This is a genomic window from Phascolarctobacterium sp., assembly GCF_045124115.1.
Lineage (GTDB): Bacteria > Bacillota > Negativicutes > Acidaminococcales > Acidaminococcaceae > Phascolarctobacterium_A.
This window is the reverse complement of record NZ_JBGVLF010000017.1, coordinates 38,811-54,923: the sequence shown is the minus strand read 5'-3', so window position 1 is coordinate 54,923 and position 16,113 is coordinate 38,811. Positions and strand designations below refer to the sequence as shown.

At 47.7% G+C, this 16,113-nt stretch carries 17 protein-coding genes and 1 tRNA gene; 7 read left to right on the top strand and 11 right to left on the bottom strand.

Annotated features, from left to right (window positions below):
* Positions 1-97: 97 nt before the first annotated feature.
* Both ACJMM4_RS02470 and alr read left to right on the top strand, forming a co-directional pair.
* Positions 98-244, top strand: coding sequence for a FeoB-associated Cys-rich membrane protein (locus tag ACJMM4_RS02470; protein WP_405381484.1), 147 nt, complete (start codon positions 98-100; stop codon positions 242-244).
* Positions 245-392: 148 nt separating this feature from the next.
* The gene (gene alr, locus ACJMM4_RS02465; RefSeq protein ID WP_405381486.1) at positions 393-1,511 is read left to right on the top strand and encodes an alanine racemase; all 1,119 of its coding nucleotides are present in this window, start codon (positions 393-395) and stop codon (positions 1,509-1,511) included.
* 60 nt (positions 1,512-1,571) lie between these two features.
* Here alr and ACJMM4_RS02460 read toward each other — a convergent pair whose 3' ends face one another.
* From ACJMM4_RS02460 to ACJMM4_RS02435, 6 genes are all read right to left on the bottom strand, one after another.
* Entirely contained in the window at positions 1,572-2,141 is a 570-nt protein-coding gene (locus ACJMM4_RS02460; protein ID WP_405381488.1) for a thiamine phosphate synthase, read from the bottom strand.
* Positions 2,134-3,351 carry a 2-iminoacetate synthase ThiH gene (thiH, locus tag ACJMM4_RS02455; RefSeq protein ID WP_405381490.1) on the bottom strand — a complete coding sequence of 406 codons (1,218 nt, stop codon included), beginning with the start codon at positions 3,349-3,351 and terminating at the stop codon, positions 2,134-2,136. The genes ACJMM4_RS02460 and thiH overlap by 8 nt, the downstream gene beginning before the upstream one ends.
* Positions 3,352-3,360: 9 nt before the next feature.
* A complete protein-coding gene (locus ACJMM4_RS02450; RefSeq protein ID WP_405381492.1) occupies positions 3,361-4,125 on the bottom strand; it encodes a thiazole synthase in 765 nt (254 codons plus the stop codon).
* A gap of 3 nt (positions 4,126-4,128) precedes the next feature.
* Entirely contained in the window at positions 4,129-4,755 is a 627-nt protein-coding gene (thiF, locus tag ACJMM4_RS02445; RefSeq protein ID WP_405381494.1) for a sulfur carrier protein ThiS adenylyltransferase ThiF, read from the bottom strand.
* Between the two features lies 1 nt (position 4,756).
* Positions 4,757-4,984 carry a sulfur carrier protein ThiS gene (gene thiS / locus ACJMM4_RS02440; RefSeq protein ID WP_405381496.1) on the bottom strand — a complete coding sequence of 76 codons (228 nt, stop codon included), beginning with the start codon at positions 4,982-4,984 and terminating at the stop codon, positions 4,757-4,759.
* 178 nt (positions 4,985-5,162) lie between these two features.
* On the bottom strand, positions 5,163-5,708 hold the full coding sequence (locus tag ACJMM4_RS02435) for an NADH peroxidase (protein WP_405381498.1): 546 nt from the start codon (positions 5,706-5,708) through the stop codon (positions 5,163-5,165).
* Between the two features lie 331 nt (positions 5,709-6,039).
* On the opposite strand from ACJMM4_RS02435, the gene ACJMM4_RS02430 reads away from it, so the two are divergent.
* From ACJMM4_RS02430 to ACJMM4_RS02410, 5 genes are all read left to right on the top strand, one after another.
* Positions 6,040-7,656 (top strand): oligosaccharide flippase family protein, encoded by a 1,617-nt coding sequence (locus tag ACJMM4_RS02430; RefSeq protein ID WP_405382921.1) that lies wholly within the window; start codon positions 6,040-6,042, stop codon positions 7,654-7,656.
* Positions 7,657-7,661: 5 nt separating this feature from the next.
* Positions 7,662-8,582, top strand: coding sequence for a M23 family metallopeptidase (locus ACJMM4_RS02425; RefSeq protein ID WP_405382919.1), 921 nt, complete (start codon positions 7,662-7,664; stop codon positions 8,580-8,582).
* 230 nt (positions 8,583-8,812) lie between these two features.
* Positions 8,813-9,679 (top strand): YwqG family protein, encoded by an 867-nt coding sequence (locus ACJMM4_RS02420; RefSeq protein WP_405381504.1) that lies wholly within the window; start codon positions 8,813-8,815, stop codon positions 9,677-9,679.
* A gap of 163 nt (positions 9,680-9,842) precedes the next feature.
* Positions 9,843-10,526 carry a hypothetical protein gene (locus ACJMM4_RS02415; RefSeq protein ID WP_405381506.1) on the top strand — a complete coding sequence of 228 codons (684 nt, stop codon included), beginning with the start codon at positions 9,843-9,845 and terminating at the stop codon, positions 10,524-10,526.
* Positions 10,527-10,581: 55 nt separating this feature from the next.
* Entirely contained in the window at positions 10,582-11,136 is a 555-nt protein-coding gene (locus ACJMM4_RS02410; protein WP_405381508.1) for a hypothetical protein, read from the top strand.
* Between the two features lie 75 nt (positions 11,137-11,211).
* Here ACJMM4_RS02410 and ACJMM4_RS02405 read toward each other — a convergent pair.
* The 5 genes from ACJMM4_RS02405 to dnaB all read right to left on the bottom strand — a co-directional run bounded on the left by ACJMM4_RS02405 (position 11,212) and on the right by dnaB (position 16,108).
* A tRNA-Lys gene (locus ACJMM4_RS02405) sits at positions 11,212-11,287 on the bottom strand.
* Positions 11,288-11,358: 71 nt separating this feature from the next.
* Positions 11,359-12,648 carry an adenylosuccinate synthase gene (locus tag ACJMM4_RS02400; RefSeq protein ID WP_405381510.1) on the bottom strand — a complete coding sequence of 430 codons (1,290 nt, stop codon included), beginning with the start codon at positions 12,646-12,648 and terminating at the stop codon, positions 11,359-11,361.
* Between the two features lie 27 nt (positions 12,649-12,675).
* On the bottom strand, positions 12,676-13,968 hold the full coding sequence (purB, locus tag ACJMM4_RS02395) for an adenylosuccinate lyase (protein WP_405381512.1): 1,293 nt from the start codon (positions 13,966-13,968) through the stop codon (positions 12,676-12,678).
* Between the two features lie 172 nt (positions 13,969-14,140).
* A complete protein-coding gene (locus ACJMM4_RS02390; protein WP_405382917.1) occupies positions 14,141-14,725 on the bottom strand; it encodes a hypothetical protein in 585 nt (194 codons plus the stop codon).
* Positions 14,726-14,755: 30 nt separating this feature from the next.
* Positions 14,756-16,108, bottom strand: a complete 1,353-nt coding sequence (dnaB, locus tag ACJMM4_RS02385; RefSeq protein WP_405381530.1) for a replicative DNA helicase — start codon at positions 16,106-16,108, stop codon at positions 14,756-14,758.
* Positions 16,109-16,113 lie beyond the last annotated feature (5 nt).

Genomic DNA, 16,113 nt, shown 5'->3' with positions numbered 1-16,113 from the left:
GGGGCTGGCTTTTACTGTCACAAAGATTTCATTTGCCAAAAGCATTGAAATGGCGTATGCTAATGGTAATAACAGAAGCTTTGCGGGAGGTACGCTTATGGCAGATTATATTCTTGGTATTATCCTGATAGGCTTATTCATTGTTGCTGCCCGCAGTTATTTCGGCACCCGTTTCAAAGGCAGTTGCTGCGACCGTTGTAGTGGTTGCCCCCATGCCCAAGGATGCAAAAGCCTCAAGAAATAAGCTGTTGACAAAATCGTCTGAAAGTTATATCCTAATGGTACAGTTTTTTATCGGCGCAAGCCTCGAACTGTAGTGTGAACTCTGACGCCGCAGCAAGAATGCATTGCCTGCGGCTTATTTTATGATTATTACTAGGGAGGTCTTAATTGTGCATATTCAAAGGGGCGCTTGGGCGGAGATTAATTTGGACGCGGTGGCCCACAACGTACAAACTGCTAAGGCCAACCTTAAACCCACCACTAAGCTTTGCGCTGTAGTCAAAGCTGATGCTTATGGTCATGGTGCTGTGCGCGTGGCACAAGAGGCTGCCCGCAATGGTGCGGACTTTTTCGCTGTAGCCTTGCTGCAGGAAGGTGTTAAGCTGCGTGAGGCAGGTATTGAGCAACCTATTTTGGTGCTTGGCTCCCTGTTGCCGGAGGTAGCGGAAATTTGCGTCCGCTACGATATCAGCCACGCTGTATTTGATGAAGAACGTTTATATGCTTTGAATGAGGCAGCGCTGAAGCTGCACACCAAAGCAAAAATTCATATTAAGGTGGATACGGGTATGCACCGCATTGGTGTCCATGTACGTGATGCAGGCAAGTTTGCCAAGTTGGCAGCTTCTTTGCCGGGCATTTATATTGAGGGTGTTTTCTCCCACTTTGCCACTGCCGATGCTGATGATAAGCAGTATGCTGCCTACCAGTTTGCCCGCTTCCAAGAGGCGCTGGCTTTGATTGAGGCAGAGGGTGTCCACATTCCCATCCGTCATATAGCCAATAGTGCCGCGCTGACGGAACTGGAGGAATATCAATTGGATATGGTGCGCCAAGGCATTACCCTGTATGGCCTGCACCCCGCCCACATGATAGACTGCTACAAGGATTTTGAACCGGTTATGACCGTCAAAACCCAAGTTTCTTTTGTAAAAACACTGCCTGCCGGGGAAACCATCGGCTACGGCAGAACTTATACACTGCAACGCCCCAGCGTTATTGCTACGGTTCCCATTGGTTATGCCGATGGTGTCAGCAGACGCTTGTCCAATAGGGGCTATATGATTGTTAATGGTATGCATGCTCCCATTGTAGGCAAGGTGTGCATGGATCAAGTAATGCTGGATGTGACGGATATTCCTAATGTACATTTAGGGACGGAGGTTATCGTCTTCGGCGGACGGGAGCTGCCCATGGAATTAGTTGCTGAATGGGCGGACACCATCTGTTACGAAATCATCTGCAACGTCAGCCCCCGTGTGCCGCGTGAGTATGTTCGTGGCAACTAACTAAATACGCTTTCCCTTATTTTATGGCTACCTGAGGATTTGTCCAAGGGTGGCCCTTTTTTATGTCCGCATATAGGCGGACATGATGCAGGCTCCCTGTGCTCCCGCAGTCTGCAGTTCTTCCCATTGGTCGTAGTTAAAGCCGATGCCGCCAATGGCGTAGACCGGTACAGTGGCGTGCTGGCAGATACTACTAAGAAAGGCCAGTCCCCGCGGAGGCACTCCTTCCTTGCAGGTAGTGGTATAGATGTGGCCTGCAATCAGGGCAGTGGCGCCTAGAGCCATGGCTTCCTTGGCTTCTTCCGTACTGTGGACGGAGGTGCTGAGGTAGGCAAAGTTTTGCCGTGCTGTTGCAGGCAGGGCGCGCAATTGGGGCAAGGGCAGGTGGAGCGCCGTGCACTCTAATTGCTTCGCAATTTCCACATGGCTATGGAGGATTACTTGGCAGCTACTCCCTGCGCAGATAGCCATGACTTGGGCAGCAAGGGCTGCATACTCCGCTGCCGGGAAAGCTTTCGCACGCAGGATAATAGCGTTGGGGGGCGTAGGACAGGCAAGCAGTCTAGCTATTTGCTCTACCAGCGGGCGGGGGCAGGAAGCTTGGTCCGTAACGGCGATAAGCTTAAACATAAATATAGTCCGCCATGACAGGCTGCAAGCCCAGCTTGGTCAAATCCTCGCAGATTTGGGCAAGACTGCGGCTGTCATCAATCTCAAATTGTTCGTCCCCCAGTTCTTCTTTGTGGCTGTGGCCGCCGATGCCTGTATTGACTCCTGCGGAAATCTTATTGGCGCAAATCAGCATAAGATTATCGCGAACGCGGGCACATTCCCTGCTGGACACGGTAATGGAGGCGAAGGGCAGGAACAGCCTGTAGGCGCACACTACCTGGAGCAGTTGGCGTTCGTGGACATCCATGGGTTTGATTTTCTCGTTATTGATAATAGGGCGTAGGCGGGGACAGGAAAAAGCAATTTCTGCATGGGGGTACTGCTTTTGTGTCAGGTAGGCGTGGAGTCCTGTGGCATAAGCATCCTTGCGGAAGTCATCCAAGCCTAAAAGGGCAGCAAAGCCTACACCGCGCATACCGCCGCGGAGGGCACGTTCCTGAGCGTAGAAACGGTAGGGGAAAACACGCTTATGCCCTGCCAGATGCAGTTGGGCGTACTTGTCACTATTATATGTTTCTTGAAAGACAGTTACGTAGTCTACGCCGCATTGGTGGAGATAAGCATATTCATCGCTGTTGACAGGATAGATTTCCACGCCTACAACTTTGAAATATTCATGTGCCAGCTTGCAAGCCTCACCAATGTAATGGATGTCGGACTTTTTGCGGCTTTCCCCGGTGAGCAGCAGCACTTCCTGCATGCCTGTAGCCGCTATGGCCTGCATTTCTTCGCGAATTTGTTCCGTGCTGAGGCAGGCACGATGGATTTTGTTGTGACTGTTAAAACCGCAGTAAATGCAGTAGTTTTCGCAGTAGTTGGCAATGTAGAGGGGCGTAAAGAATTGTACGTTATTGCCAAAGTAGCGGAGGCGTTCCTCCCTAGCTTTCGCTGCTATTTGCTCCAAGAGGGGAAGCGCTGCGGGAGAAAGCAGGGCGGCAAAGTCTGCGGGAGTACGCTGTTCGTGGCTTAACGCTTGGAGAACATCGCTAGCAGTGTATTTGGTATAATCGTAATTATCCCGTGCCTGGGTTACTTGTTCCAGCATGGTAGAGTCCAATACTTCCATGCCTTCTGCATACGCCATGTGGTCAGTTAGTCCTTGGGCTACAAAGGCTGCTATTTCATCACTATAGATGCTGTCGTTGAAAAATTCGTCTTTCTTGCTCATCATGCCCTCCTAGTCATGCAAAAAGCCTGTTAAGGGAGAGGAAGCGCTGGCAGTGGTGCGTACTCTGCCTAAGCCTGCTAGGTAAGCTTGACGTCCTGCGGTAATAGCGTTTTTAAAAGCTGCAGCCATTAAAGGCAGGTCGCCGGCAGTGGCGATGGCTGTGTTGGCCATAATGGCGGCAGCACCCATCTCCATAGCTTCGCAGGCTTGGGAAGGACGACCGATACCTGCGTCTACAATAACGGGCAAGTCTACTTCGTCGATAATGATTTTGATAAAATCTTTAGTACACAGTCCTTTGTTGCTGCCGATAGGTGCACCTAAGGGCATGATGCAGGCTGCACCTGCGTCCCGGAGATTGCGTGCTGCCTGCAGATCTGGGTACATATATGGCATAACGATAAAACCTTCTTGGGCAAGGATTTCTGTAGCCTTAATAGTTTCGTAATTGTCGGGGAGCAGGTATTTACTATCTTTGATGACCTCGATTTTCACAAAATCGCTGTGGCAGATTTCCCTTGCTAAACGGGCAATACGCACTGCTTCTTCTGCTGTGCGGGCACCGCTGGTGTTGGGGAGCAGGGTGACTCCTTGAGGCACATAGTCTAATATATTTGCCAAACCGCCATTGTTAGCGCGACGTAATGCTAAGGTTAAAATTTGCGCGCCAGCTTGTTCTATAGCTGCTTTGATCAATTCTAAAGAATATTTTCCTGAGCCTAAAATAAAACGGGAACTAAATTCATGTCCTCCCAAAATAAACTTGTCTTCCATTAGTTATTCCTCCATTTGTAAAATTAAACGTGCTAGAGTAAGGGCTTGTTGAGCAGCGCAGATGCCTACCCGCGCACCGCACAAAGGCAGGTCGCGGAAATCGCTTACACCGTCGCCGCATAAGTAAAGGTTGCTGCTAATACGTTTGCTAAGAACTTCGTTGCCACTGCCAAAGCCAGCCATACCGGAGGCTGCTACGACTTTTTTTTCCGACATAGTGCTTAATACAGTGCTGACTAGCATTGCCTTTGCAGCAGGATCATCTAAGGCTTCGCAAATATAGGGAGCTGCCTGTAATAGTTCTTCTACATTGTCTTCCGCCAGCCTAGTAATCTGGGGCTGGTACTTGCCGTAGGGATTTACTTTCTGCAGATGCTTAGTTAGTGCTGTCGCCTTGTATTGACCTACGTCATCTAAAAAGTAGTATTGGCGGTTAAGATTGCTTAACTCAACCTTATCAAAATCAATAAGGGTGAGGGTGCCTACGCCTAAACGTGCTAACCACATGGCAACGTTGCTGCCTAAACCGCCCAAACCGCAGACTGCCACATGGGCGGCGTGGAGCAGTTGGCGCTGCTTGTCCGTCAGTCCCTTCTGGAGTGCGTTCTCCATTTCCGTGGATGGGTACACTTTAACCACCTCCCACGAAGCTGACGATTTCCAATCTATCAGCATCAGTCACTACTGTTTTCTTATAGTCTTTTTGCTTAATGATGTGTCCGTTATGCTCCACTGCTACTAAATCAGTGCGATAACCTAAATCAAGTAAAAGCTGTTGCAATGTAGTTGGCTGCAATAAAGCTTGCTCTTTGCCGTTAATGATCATGTTCTGCTCCTTTCTGCAAACAAAAAAGCCCATGAAGAAACTACACCCGTGGTGGTGTACCCCTTCATGAGCTTTGGCTCACTCTCAAATGTGTATGCTGGTGTCTATAAACATAGTATAGTGGTAAACATTGCTGCTGTCAATACAAAAAGGCTCTTCCACCGAAGTGGAAGAGCCTTCTGCAAGGAGTCTATGCAAAGATCTTTAATGATTATTTGTTGAAGTAACGAGCCAGCAGGCCAGCGAAAGCTTTGCCGTGACGAGCTTCGTCACGTGCCATTTCATGTACGGTGTCATGGATAGCATCCAGGTTCAGAGCTTTAGCGCGTTTTGCCAAGTCGGTTTTGCCTGCGGTTGCGCCGTTTTCAGCTTCTACACGCATTTCCAAATTCTTTTTGGTGGAAGCGGTAACAACTTCGCCCAGCAGTTCTGCGAATTTAGCAGCATGTTCTGCTTCTTCATAAGCAGCTTTTTCCCAGTACAGGCCGATTTCAGGATAGCCTTCACGATGAGCTACGCGAGCCATTGCCAGGTACATACCAACTTCGGTGCATTCGCCGGTGAAGTTAGCACGCAGGTCAGCTTTGATATCTTCAGGAGCATCGGAAGCAACACCGATTACGTGTTCTGCAGCCCAGTCCATTTCGCCTTTCATTTCGGTGAATTTGCTAGCAGGAGCTTTACATTGGGGGCAGAATGCCGGAGCAGCTTCGCCTTCATATACATAACCACATACTTGACATACAAATTTTTTCATGTTGATTCCCTCCAAATTTTAATAAGTTTAATTTTATCAGTGATGAGTGTCTTTAACACTTGGTGTCCTCTTGACACTCATATAATAACACAATTATAATTAGTTGTCAATAATAATTATTTATTACATCACTTTCAAACTTGTCTTTTCTGTGAACTTTTGTGAAAAGTACAATTACAATGAACCCTTCTATAATAATTTTAGCACATTGGTCGAGGAATTCAAGGGAAAGGGATGGCAAAAGTTTGAGATTTCTGTTAAAAAGCTTGTAAAATCTGACGGAAAAGAGGATAATTATAGTGTATTACTATCTTATAAATCCGAGGTTTGTATGAGCGACGATAAGCAAAATTCTAATAGTAAATTTTTGAAAGGAACTATGATTCTGACTATCTCCAGTATTGTGGTCAAGGTCATTGGCTCCTTAAACTGGATTATTCTTTCCCGCGTATTGGGCGGTGAAGGTATCGGCCTGTACCAAATGGGCTTTCCTATTTATCTAATGGCGATTACGGTTTCTTCTGCCGGTGTGCCTGTGGCGATTTCCATTATTACATCCGAAAAATTGGCGAATAAGGATTATCGCGGTGCCAAGCGGGTCTTTAATATCTCCTTACGCCTTTTGCTGTTGACAGGTCTTTTGTTCTCCTCCGCGTTGTTCTTTGGGGCGGATTTTTTAATTAACCAGCATATTATTCGCGATGCCAGAGCCTACTATTCTATTATCGCTTTGGCACCTGCAGTTTTCTTTGTAACTTTCCTCGCCAGCTTCCGTGGCTATCTGCAAGGCTGGCAGATTATGACGCCTACGGCAGTGAGCGAAATCGTAGAGCAGTTGACCCGCGTTATTACCATGCTGGTATTCGCTGACCTGTTCCTGCCCTATGGCTTGGCTTATGCCGCCGGTGGTGCCAGCATGGGTGCCGGCGTGGGCGCCTTCTGCGCACTGTTAGTGCTGATGTGGTTCTACCGTCGTTTTAAAAAACCCCTCCATGCCGAAATTTCGGCACAGGACGACAGTATTCCTGTGGAAAGCGCAGGCCATATTATCAAACGCCTGTTGAAATTGGCACTGCCTGTTTCCTTAACTAGCCTGATGCTGCCTATTGGTGCCAACTTGGACCTGTTAATCGTGCCTCAGCGCTTAGAGGTTGCAGGCTTTAATGTACGCCATGCTACGGAGCTTTTTGGCTACCTAACAGGTATGGCTGTACCGCTAGTTAATCTGGCTACTATTTTTACAGCAGCTATGACCATCAGTCTGGTACCGTCTATTTCCGAATCCAGAGCGTTGAAGAACTTTGAAGCGATCCGCGCGAAAATCCGCATTGCTTTCCGCGTGGCTATGATTATCACCTTCCCCTGCTTTATGGGCTTATTCTTCTTAGCGGAAAAGGTGGCAGCCTTGATTTATAATGCTCCAGGTGCTGCAGGCGCCATTCAGACTATGAGTATCGGCATTTTGTTCCTAGGTATGCACCAAATCAGTACGGGCATCCTGCAAGGTTTGGGTAGGACTGCGGTCCCTGTTATGAATATGATCCTTGCCTGCGTAATCAAAGTCATCCTCAGCTGGGAGTTGACGGCGGTGCCTTATTTAGGCATTAAAGGCGCGTCCTTGGCTACTGTAGCTGATTTCGCGGTAGCAGCAATTATCAATATGCTGTTTATCTATAAATACACGGGCTTTACCCTGTCCTTGAGCAGCATCATCCGTCCTTTAGTGGCTTCCGGTATTATGGGTGCCGCTATTTACGGCGTACTGTTCCTGACGGAAGGCTTGGGCATGTGGTGCGTACTCTTTGCCATGGCTGTTTCCGTACCTGTTTACGCAGCAGCGCTGTTGGCTGTAGGCGGTTTGACCAAGGAGGACTTGGACAATGTGCCGTTTATCGGTCGCAGGATTTTGGCAGTGGGACGTCGTTGTGGTCTTTTCAAAGAAGGTTGAAAATAATGGAAGAAGATATTTGTGAAATACGTCTGCCCAATGGCAAAGTAAAAAAGCTTGCCTATGGCAAGGTGAAATTAGTAGTTGGCGTTGCAGGGTTGCTCTTAGCGGCAGCCCTTGGCAGTGCCGGCTATTTTTATTACCAGCTTGCTGATTATCGTCAGGAAGCAGCGGAGTTTGCAGAGTACAAGGTACATAAGCAAGAACAGCAAAATAAGCTGCAGCAGCTTTTGCAGGATAACGAAAAGATGCTGCGGGATATGGCGGAAATCTCCAATCTGGAGAAAAAACTGCGGCGTGCTATTATCCGTGATGTGGACAGCTCTAAGCTGGGCGTAGCGCCTGCTGCAGAAACTAGCGGCTCAGGCGGTGGCACGTATACAGGCAAAGGCAGCGGTGAGCCTTTGGACAGCAAAACTGCCATGGGCGTATTGGAAGCCCAGAACAGCAATATCCGCCGAATGCTGGAGTCTTCTAAAAAATCCGTCAGTGAATTGTTAGGCGAAATTGAAGGTCGCAGTGGTACCTTGGCGTCCTTCCCCGACCGTTGGCCTACAGTAGGCGGTGTAGTGAGCAGCAACTACGGCGGCAGGACGGGCCCTATTGGTGGTGGCTATGAATGGCACGTAGGCTTGGACATTGCGGCAGATTTTGGTGCTCCTGTCTACGCTACGGCGGCAGGAACGGTGACACAGGCAGGCTGGAACGGTGGCTACGGGCGCTATATAAAGCTTAACCATGGCAATGGCTACGAAACCGCCTACGGCCACATGAGCGGCTTGGCAGTAACTGCAGGGCAGCAGGTGATTAAAGGTGAAATCATCGGCTTTGTAGGCAGCAGCGGTTACAGCACAGGTCCCCATCTTCACTACGAAGTTTTAGCAGATGGACAGAATATAGATCCTTTCTATGTAATGCGTCAATAAAAGTAAAAGAAGAACCCTCTCAAGCAGAAGCGTTTCTAGATGAACGCAACTGTTGAGAGGGTTTATTTTTGTGGCGTGAAAAAATGATTTTTGATATAGGTGCTAGGAATTTTTAGGAAAAGTGCGGGAAAAAATTGTTTTTCCCACCCTTTGCCACCTTTTGGGGTGGGGACAAAGGCTGTTTGTTATGGCAGAATAGATTTAGAAGCTAACAGTAAAGGAGGCTCGTTATGGAAAAATTAGCAATTACCTACTCCTGTATGGAAGAATTTGGTCTGCAGGACTATTTTGACCGCATTGTGCCTTATCTTAAATCAGCTCTGACCATGGATTTGACTGTTGCCGAGGATGAGGATATTCCTATTGGCGTGTCCAAACTGGGCGGTCTGCCTGATCTGCCGGAAAATGTAGATTGGTTCCGCAATCCTGCTACAGGTGAGCCCCTGTCCTTTATCTGCCAAATTAATTTTCAAGAGCTGAAATCCCTAGACGAAGCAAACAAGCTGCCTGCCAAGGGGATGCTGTACCTTTTCTACGATTGCAGTGGGGAGAGTTGGGGCTTTGCGCCCGAGGATGCTGCTGCGCAAAAGGTTTACTATTACAGCGGCAGTAGGAATAATTTGGAGCGTAAGGAGCCTCCTGAGGATTATATGTATAAGGAAGGCTTAGTTTTTGGTGCTGCCGGCGTAGGCTTTATGCCTATTGCCGATCTTCCCTATGCGGAAAGCGAAGCAGTAGAAGTTTTAGAGCTTGGAGAGGAGGAATACGATACCTATTGCGAGATGGTGGAGGAGTTTGCCGACTATATGGGCGACAAGCTTTTGGGCTACCCCAATATTGTGCAAAGCGAGATGGAAGAGCAGTGCGAATATGTTGCCAACGGTATTGACTGCGGCAATTTCGATGGCTATGCGGAGGGCAGAGCCAGAGGCTTGGCTGTTGCTGCCCAGGATTGGCATTTGTTGCTACAGATAAACACCCACGAGGACTTAGGCATGGTATGGGGCGATAGCGGTAGGCTGTTTTTGTGGATTAAGGATAGTGACTTAGCCAGGAAGCGCTTTGACAAGGCGTGGGTAATCCTGCAGAGCTACTGATTAGAGTCTATGGACGATGCTTGTTAACAAAAAACACAAAATAATGACTTTTCCCACACTTTTACCGCTCTGGGGTGGGGACTTTACCGCTAATTTATGTGATAATTTTAACCAAGGAAGGCATTAATAACTATAGAAATCAACGCAAAGGAGCTGTTAACTTATGAAGCTGAAAAAATTATTTGCAGCAATCCTCACAGCTACGTCCCTGCTGGCAGTTGCTGGCACAGCCGATGCGGCAGTTAATCGAGAGGTTTTTAATCAAGAAGAGTATGACAAGGTTTTAAAAGAATTAAAAACGGTCATTGTTACAGGCAAGTATAACGAGTATTTGGAGCGCACCAAGGGTGAATACGATGTTGGTGTACGTTATGCTATGCGTGCCGGTTGTGGCGAGAAATATTTAGACAAGATTGGCTATGTGCAGATGGATATTAATGGTGACGATATTCCAGAACTGATTATAGGTTCCGTGGAGGATCCCAGCAGAGTTTACCAGCTCTTGACCTACTTTGACGGCACGGCTCGACAGATGTTTAAATCCGATTATTCTTGCCAATTTGATTATTTGGGAGGTAACCGTTTTTTGAAATATGGTGAGAATACTTCTTATGGTGCTCGCGCATTTGGCGTTGCCAGATTTACCGGCTATGCTATGGAATGGGATAAGTTCTATTATAATGCTCATGGTGAAATGTATACCAATAGGTCAGGCAGAGTCGTAATTCCAGCCTACGATTATTCTGACCTTGTTCCGGGGATAGATTACGATGATCTTCCTAAAATGTTTGAGAAAGAATATAAGAATGTGAAGCCCCTGCCGTTTACTCCCTTTAGACAGCTATAATCCAGTTTCTTATTTAGCTTTAAGCTTAATTAGTTAATAAAGAGGAGGTATACTTATGAAAAATTTATTGAAAGTATTGGCAATTGGTACCATGTTGGCAGCTGCAACCGTAATGGTTGGCTGTGGCGGCGACAAAAAGGAAGACCCCCCCAAGAAACCGGCAACCACTGCAACTACTCAAGCTAAGACTGAAAATAAGGCTAAGACTCCATTACCGCCTGCAGGGCCTAATTGGAAATATTATTATGCTATTAAGGGCTTAGAAGATACCCACGAGATTACACCTGAGGTGCAAGCAATAGTTGACAAACTTTATCCAAAAATTAAGTTACATCCTGATGCAAAGGGCAAGCTTACAAACAATACTTCCAAACTCTATAAAAAGGGTATGATTGCATACGATTTCAAGGGTAATGATGAAACGTATGATAGTAAAAAGAGGTTTAAGGATGAGAAAGGTCGTACTTTTGGGTGTCTAAATTACTGGGGCATAACTGTTTTCGCTGATCCAGAAACTAAAAAGTTAAAAGAATATGAGTTCTATCACTATATTCAGGATGAGAAAAATCCTCTGGGCAAGAAGATTATTGTTGAAAGTGGTAAATTATAAGGTTGAGCCTCTCATCGCATAGTGCATAAACAAATAAAAGCCTCTCGGATTTCTCCGAGAGGCTGAATTTTTTTTTGGTGATTCACCCGAGACTCGAACTCGGGACACCCTGATTAAAAGTCAGGTGCTCTACCAACTGAGCTAGTGAATCATAGTTGCTAAATCAGCAACGAATAATATTATACTAGCTTGACTGTAAATTGTCAAGCAGTTTTTTGCAAATTACAGCAAATCTTTCAGAACGATGGTTTGCTCGCGGTTAGGACCAACGGAAACAATGCCAAGTTCCACACCTGCAACTTCGCTTAAGCGTGCCAAATACTTCTTAGCATTTTCAGGCAGCTTGTCGTATTCGCGGATGCCGCTGATATCGGTCATCCAGCCATCGAATTCTTCGTAAATAGGCTCAACCTTAGCCAGTACGTTCAGGCTAGCAGGGATTTGCTTTAGTACTTCGTCGCCGATCTTGTAGCCTACGCACATTTTAATCTTGGGCATTTGGTCCAAGATATCCAGACGGGTAATAGCCAAGTAGTCCAAGCTGTTCAGGCGTGCGCTGTATTTCAGCATGAAAGCGTCCAGCCAGCCGCAACGACGAGGACGACCGGTTACAGTGCCGTATTCACGACCGGTTTCACGGATTTGGGTGCCAGGGCCGTCGGTATCCAGCAGTTCGGTAATGAAGGGGCCTTCGCCTACGCGGGTGGTGTAAGCTTTTACTACGCCTACAACATGGTCGATGAAGCGAGGACCAACGCCGCTACCGGTGCAAGCATTGCCTGCAGTGGGGTTGGAGCTGGTTACGTAAGGATAGGTACCATGGTCGATATCCAAGAAGGTTGCTTGCGCGCCTTCAAAGAGTACGCTTTTGCCTGCTGCAAAAACTTCGTCCAAAACTACGCCGGTATCAGCAACGTAGGGACGCAGTTCTTCTGCATAAGCCAAATATTCTTTGAGTACAGTTTCGTAGTCAAAGGGTTCACCGCCATAAATTTTGGTGATGATGGCGTTTTTAGCTTCCATGTTAACTTTCAGCTTTTCAGCGAAAGTATCGGGCTCCATCAAATCGCATACGCGGATGCCTACGCGGGCAACCTTATCCATGTAGCAGGGACCGATACCGCCTTTGGTGGTACCAATCTTGTGGGAGCCCAGTGCTTCTTCTTGCAGTTCGTCCAGGCGTTGATGGTAGGGCAGAACTACATGAGCGCGGTCAGAGATAACCAAGTTTTTGCAGTCGATGCCTTTTTCCTTCATGCCGGCGATTTCTGCCAGCACAACACCGGGATTAATAACAACGCCATTGCCCAATACGTTGATTTTGTCTTGGAACAAAACGCCGGAGGGCAGCAGACGCAGCTTATAATTAACATCGTTTACTACTACGGTGTGGCCTGCGTTGGAGCCGCCGCTGTAACGGACAACAGCATCAGCCTTTTGTGCTAAATAGTCTACGATTTTACCTTTGCCTTCATCGCCCCATTGGGCGCCTAATACGATAACAGATGACATTACCAGTCACTCCTTATATTTGCCTAATTATAAACCGAAACGGGAGAAAATCAAATCAACATTGCGCAGCATGGGTTTAGGATCGAAGCAATGCTCGATTTCTTCGTCGGTCAAGTATTTCTTAATATCCGGGTCAGCTTCAACATTGGTCTTGAAGTCTGCGCCTTCCAGCCAACGAGCCATAGCGTTGCGTTGTACCCATTTGTAAGCGTCCTCGCGGAGCACGCCTTTGGTAACAAGGGCAATCAGCAGGTTTTGGCTGAAGATCAGGCCGCCGGTCTTGTTCAAGTTAGCCATCATAGCGTCAGGATATACCAGCAGTTTGTCGATGATGTTGGTGAACTTGCGCAGCATGTGGTCCAGAGCGATAGTTGCATCCGGCAGGATTACGCGCTCTACGGAAGAATGGGAAATGTCGCGTTCATGCCACAGGGTTACGTCTTCCAAAGCTGCAACAGCGTAGCCGCGCAGCAGACGAGCCATACCGCTAACTTTTTCGCAGGTGATGGGGTTACGTTTATGAGGCATTGCGGAAGAACCTTTTTGACCGGGTGCGAAGTATTCTTCTGCTTCGCGGATGTCGGTACGTTGCAGGTTGCGGATTTCCGTAGCCATTTTTTCCAGGGAAGCGCCGATGATTGCCACAGTGGTCAGGAAATGTGCATGACGGTCGCGTTGGATAACCTGGGTTGCCAAGCGTACAGGAGTCAAATTCAGCTTTTCGCATACATATTGTTCAACAAAGGGATCGATGTTGGAGTAAGTGCCTACAGCACCGGACAGTTTGCCAACAGCCATCATTTCGCGGGCTTGTTTCAGACGAGCCATATCGCGTTCGATTTCTGCAGCCCACAGCAGGAACTTCATACCGAAGGTCATAGGTTCTGCGTGGATGCCGTGGGTACGGCCGATCATAACAGTGTGTTTGAACTCTGCAGCACGACGGAGCAGGATGGTGTGGAAGTTTTCCAGATGACGCATAATAAGATCTGCGGATTGTACAGTCATGTAGCACAGAGCAGTATCTTTAACGTCACTGGAGGTGAGTCCTTTGTGGATATACTTGGATGCGTCGCCTACATATTCAGCAACGTTGGTCAAGAAAGCGATAACGTCATGGTTGGTTACAGCTTCGATTTCTTTGATACGCTCCAAACGGAAATCAGCTTTAGTCTGAATGTCCTTCAAAGCTTCATCAGGCACAATGCCCAGTTTGTTCATAGCCTCGCAAGCCAAGATTTCAACTTTCAGCATGGTGCGGAATTCATTTTCGAGGGTCCAGATGTTACCCATTTCCGGATGCGTATAGCGTTCAATCATTTTTTGTATGCCTCCCGAGCAAATTTAATCATGAAAAAACATCTGAAAGCAACAATTTCCTTTCAGATTCTTCATTACAATGTGATACACACTAATCATAACATTTTCTGTTAGCAAGTGCAAGCTTTCTGAACGTTTTTCCGCAGATTAGTGAAAAATATTCGGAAAATCTTTATAATTTCTTGCTATAGACCCAGGTTTGCTGTGCTCCCAGTTGGGGCAGCACCTCGTTTACAAAGTGCGCGGATTCTTGGTAGCCGCGATGACGGTAGTAGTCATAATTACAAGTAGCATCCGCCCAAAGGTGGACTTGGGGAGCGTGGCTGCTGCGGGCGCGTTCCTCCACTGCCGCCAAAAGCTTAGAGCCACCGCCGTGGACGGTGCTTACGAACAGGCAGAGCAAAGCATCGTTAGGATGAGCCAAAGCCTTAACCTTATGGCCGTTAAAAGCCAAATACTCCAAATAATTTTGCGCTAGCTTTTTACCAGCAGCGTCCACTACTTCTGCTTGAGTTGCAAACCATGGTTCAAGGTGCGCCTGCACTCCTACGGGTGCAGCCAAAAGAAAACCCAGCATATGGTCCTGTTCCTGCAGCTTGAGAGATAAGCCTTCGCCGCGGAAATAGTAACGAACCATGGCTTCGTAGATGAAACTTTCCAGTGCGTTATCGTGCAGCTGCATTTCTCCGCCCCAGGTTTTATATGTCAGGGCGGAGGCAGCGGGAATATCTTTTTCTGTAAAAATTTCTAAATGCATTTGCCTTACTTCTCCATTTAAGCAAAGTTCTTAACCCTGCTGTTTGGTGAAGCCAACAAATTTAGTGAATTGCTTATGGAAGAACAGGTTGACAGTGTCTACAGGACCGTTACGATGTTTAGCGATAATCAGCTCTGTATGCTTGTTTTCTGTTTCCGGATTGTAGTAGTCTTCGCGGTAGAGGAAGGCTACAATATCAGCATCCTGCTCCAAAGAGCCTGATTCACGCAGGTCGCTGAGCATGGGGCGCTTTACTTGACGAGCTTCAACGCCACGACTTAACTGGGACAGTGCCAGCACAGGTACATCCAGCTCACGTGCCAAAGCCTTTAAAGAACGGGAAATTTCAGAAACTTCCTGTTGGCGGTCGCCCATGGTGCTTTTCTTGCCACTGCCCTGCATCAGCTGCAGGTAGTCGATTACGATTAAGTCCAACCCATGCTCTGCTTTAAGGCGGCGGGCACGGCTGCGCATATCCATAACCTTGATACCTGCGGTATCATCAATAAATATTTTCGCTTTGCTCATGGCGTCGCAGGCTTCCCACAGGGAGTCCCAATCCTTGTCACCCATTTCGCCTACGCGGAGACGCTGGCTGTCGATGTTGGCTTCGGCGCAAATCATACGGCTGACCAGTTGCTCCTTGCTCATTTCCAAGCTGAAGAAGGCTACACTGCGGGGTTCGCCGCCTACGCGCTTGTGGGCGCGCAAAGCCACGTTGGTAACAATGTTCAAAGCCAGGGCTGTTTTACCCATGGAAGGACGGGCTGCCAAAATAATAAAGTCGGAAGGATGCAGACCACTGGTCAGCTTGTCCAAATCAACGAAGCCGCTGGGGATGCCGGTAAGGCCGCCTTGATTTTTCAGCAGCTTTTCAATGTTCTGGACACTGTCCATCAGCACGTCGCTGATGGGGGTAAAGTCCGACTTCTTTTTGCGGTTGGCGATTTCCAAAATACGGGTTTCCGCCGTATCCAGCAGTGTGCCTACGTCTTCGTTGGCTTCGTAGCCCATGGCGGCGATTTCCGTAGATACCTGTACCAATTGGCGCAGGACGGATTTTTCCGCCACGATATCCGCATGGAATTTGACATTGGCTGCAGTGAGCACCACATTAGCCAAACTGGTGATATAGGCGATACCGCCAATATCTTCCAACTTGTTGTCACGACGCAGGATGTCTGTAACCGTTACCATGTCCACAGCTTCATTTTTGTTATACAGCTCCACCATGGCGTTGAAGATAACGCGATGGGCTTCGCGGTAAAAGTCTTTGGCAGTAAGGATTTCTGTAGCCTTGGCAATAGCTTCTTTGTCAATGAGCATAGCGCCTAACACTGATTGTTCGGCTTCTATATTCTGGGGTGGAACCCTTTCCTCAATCATGA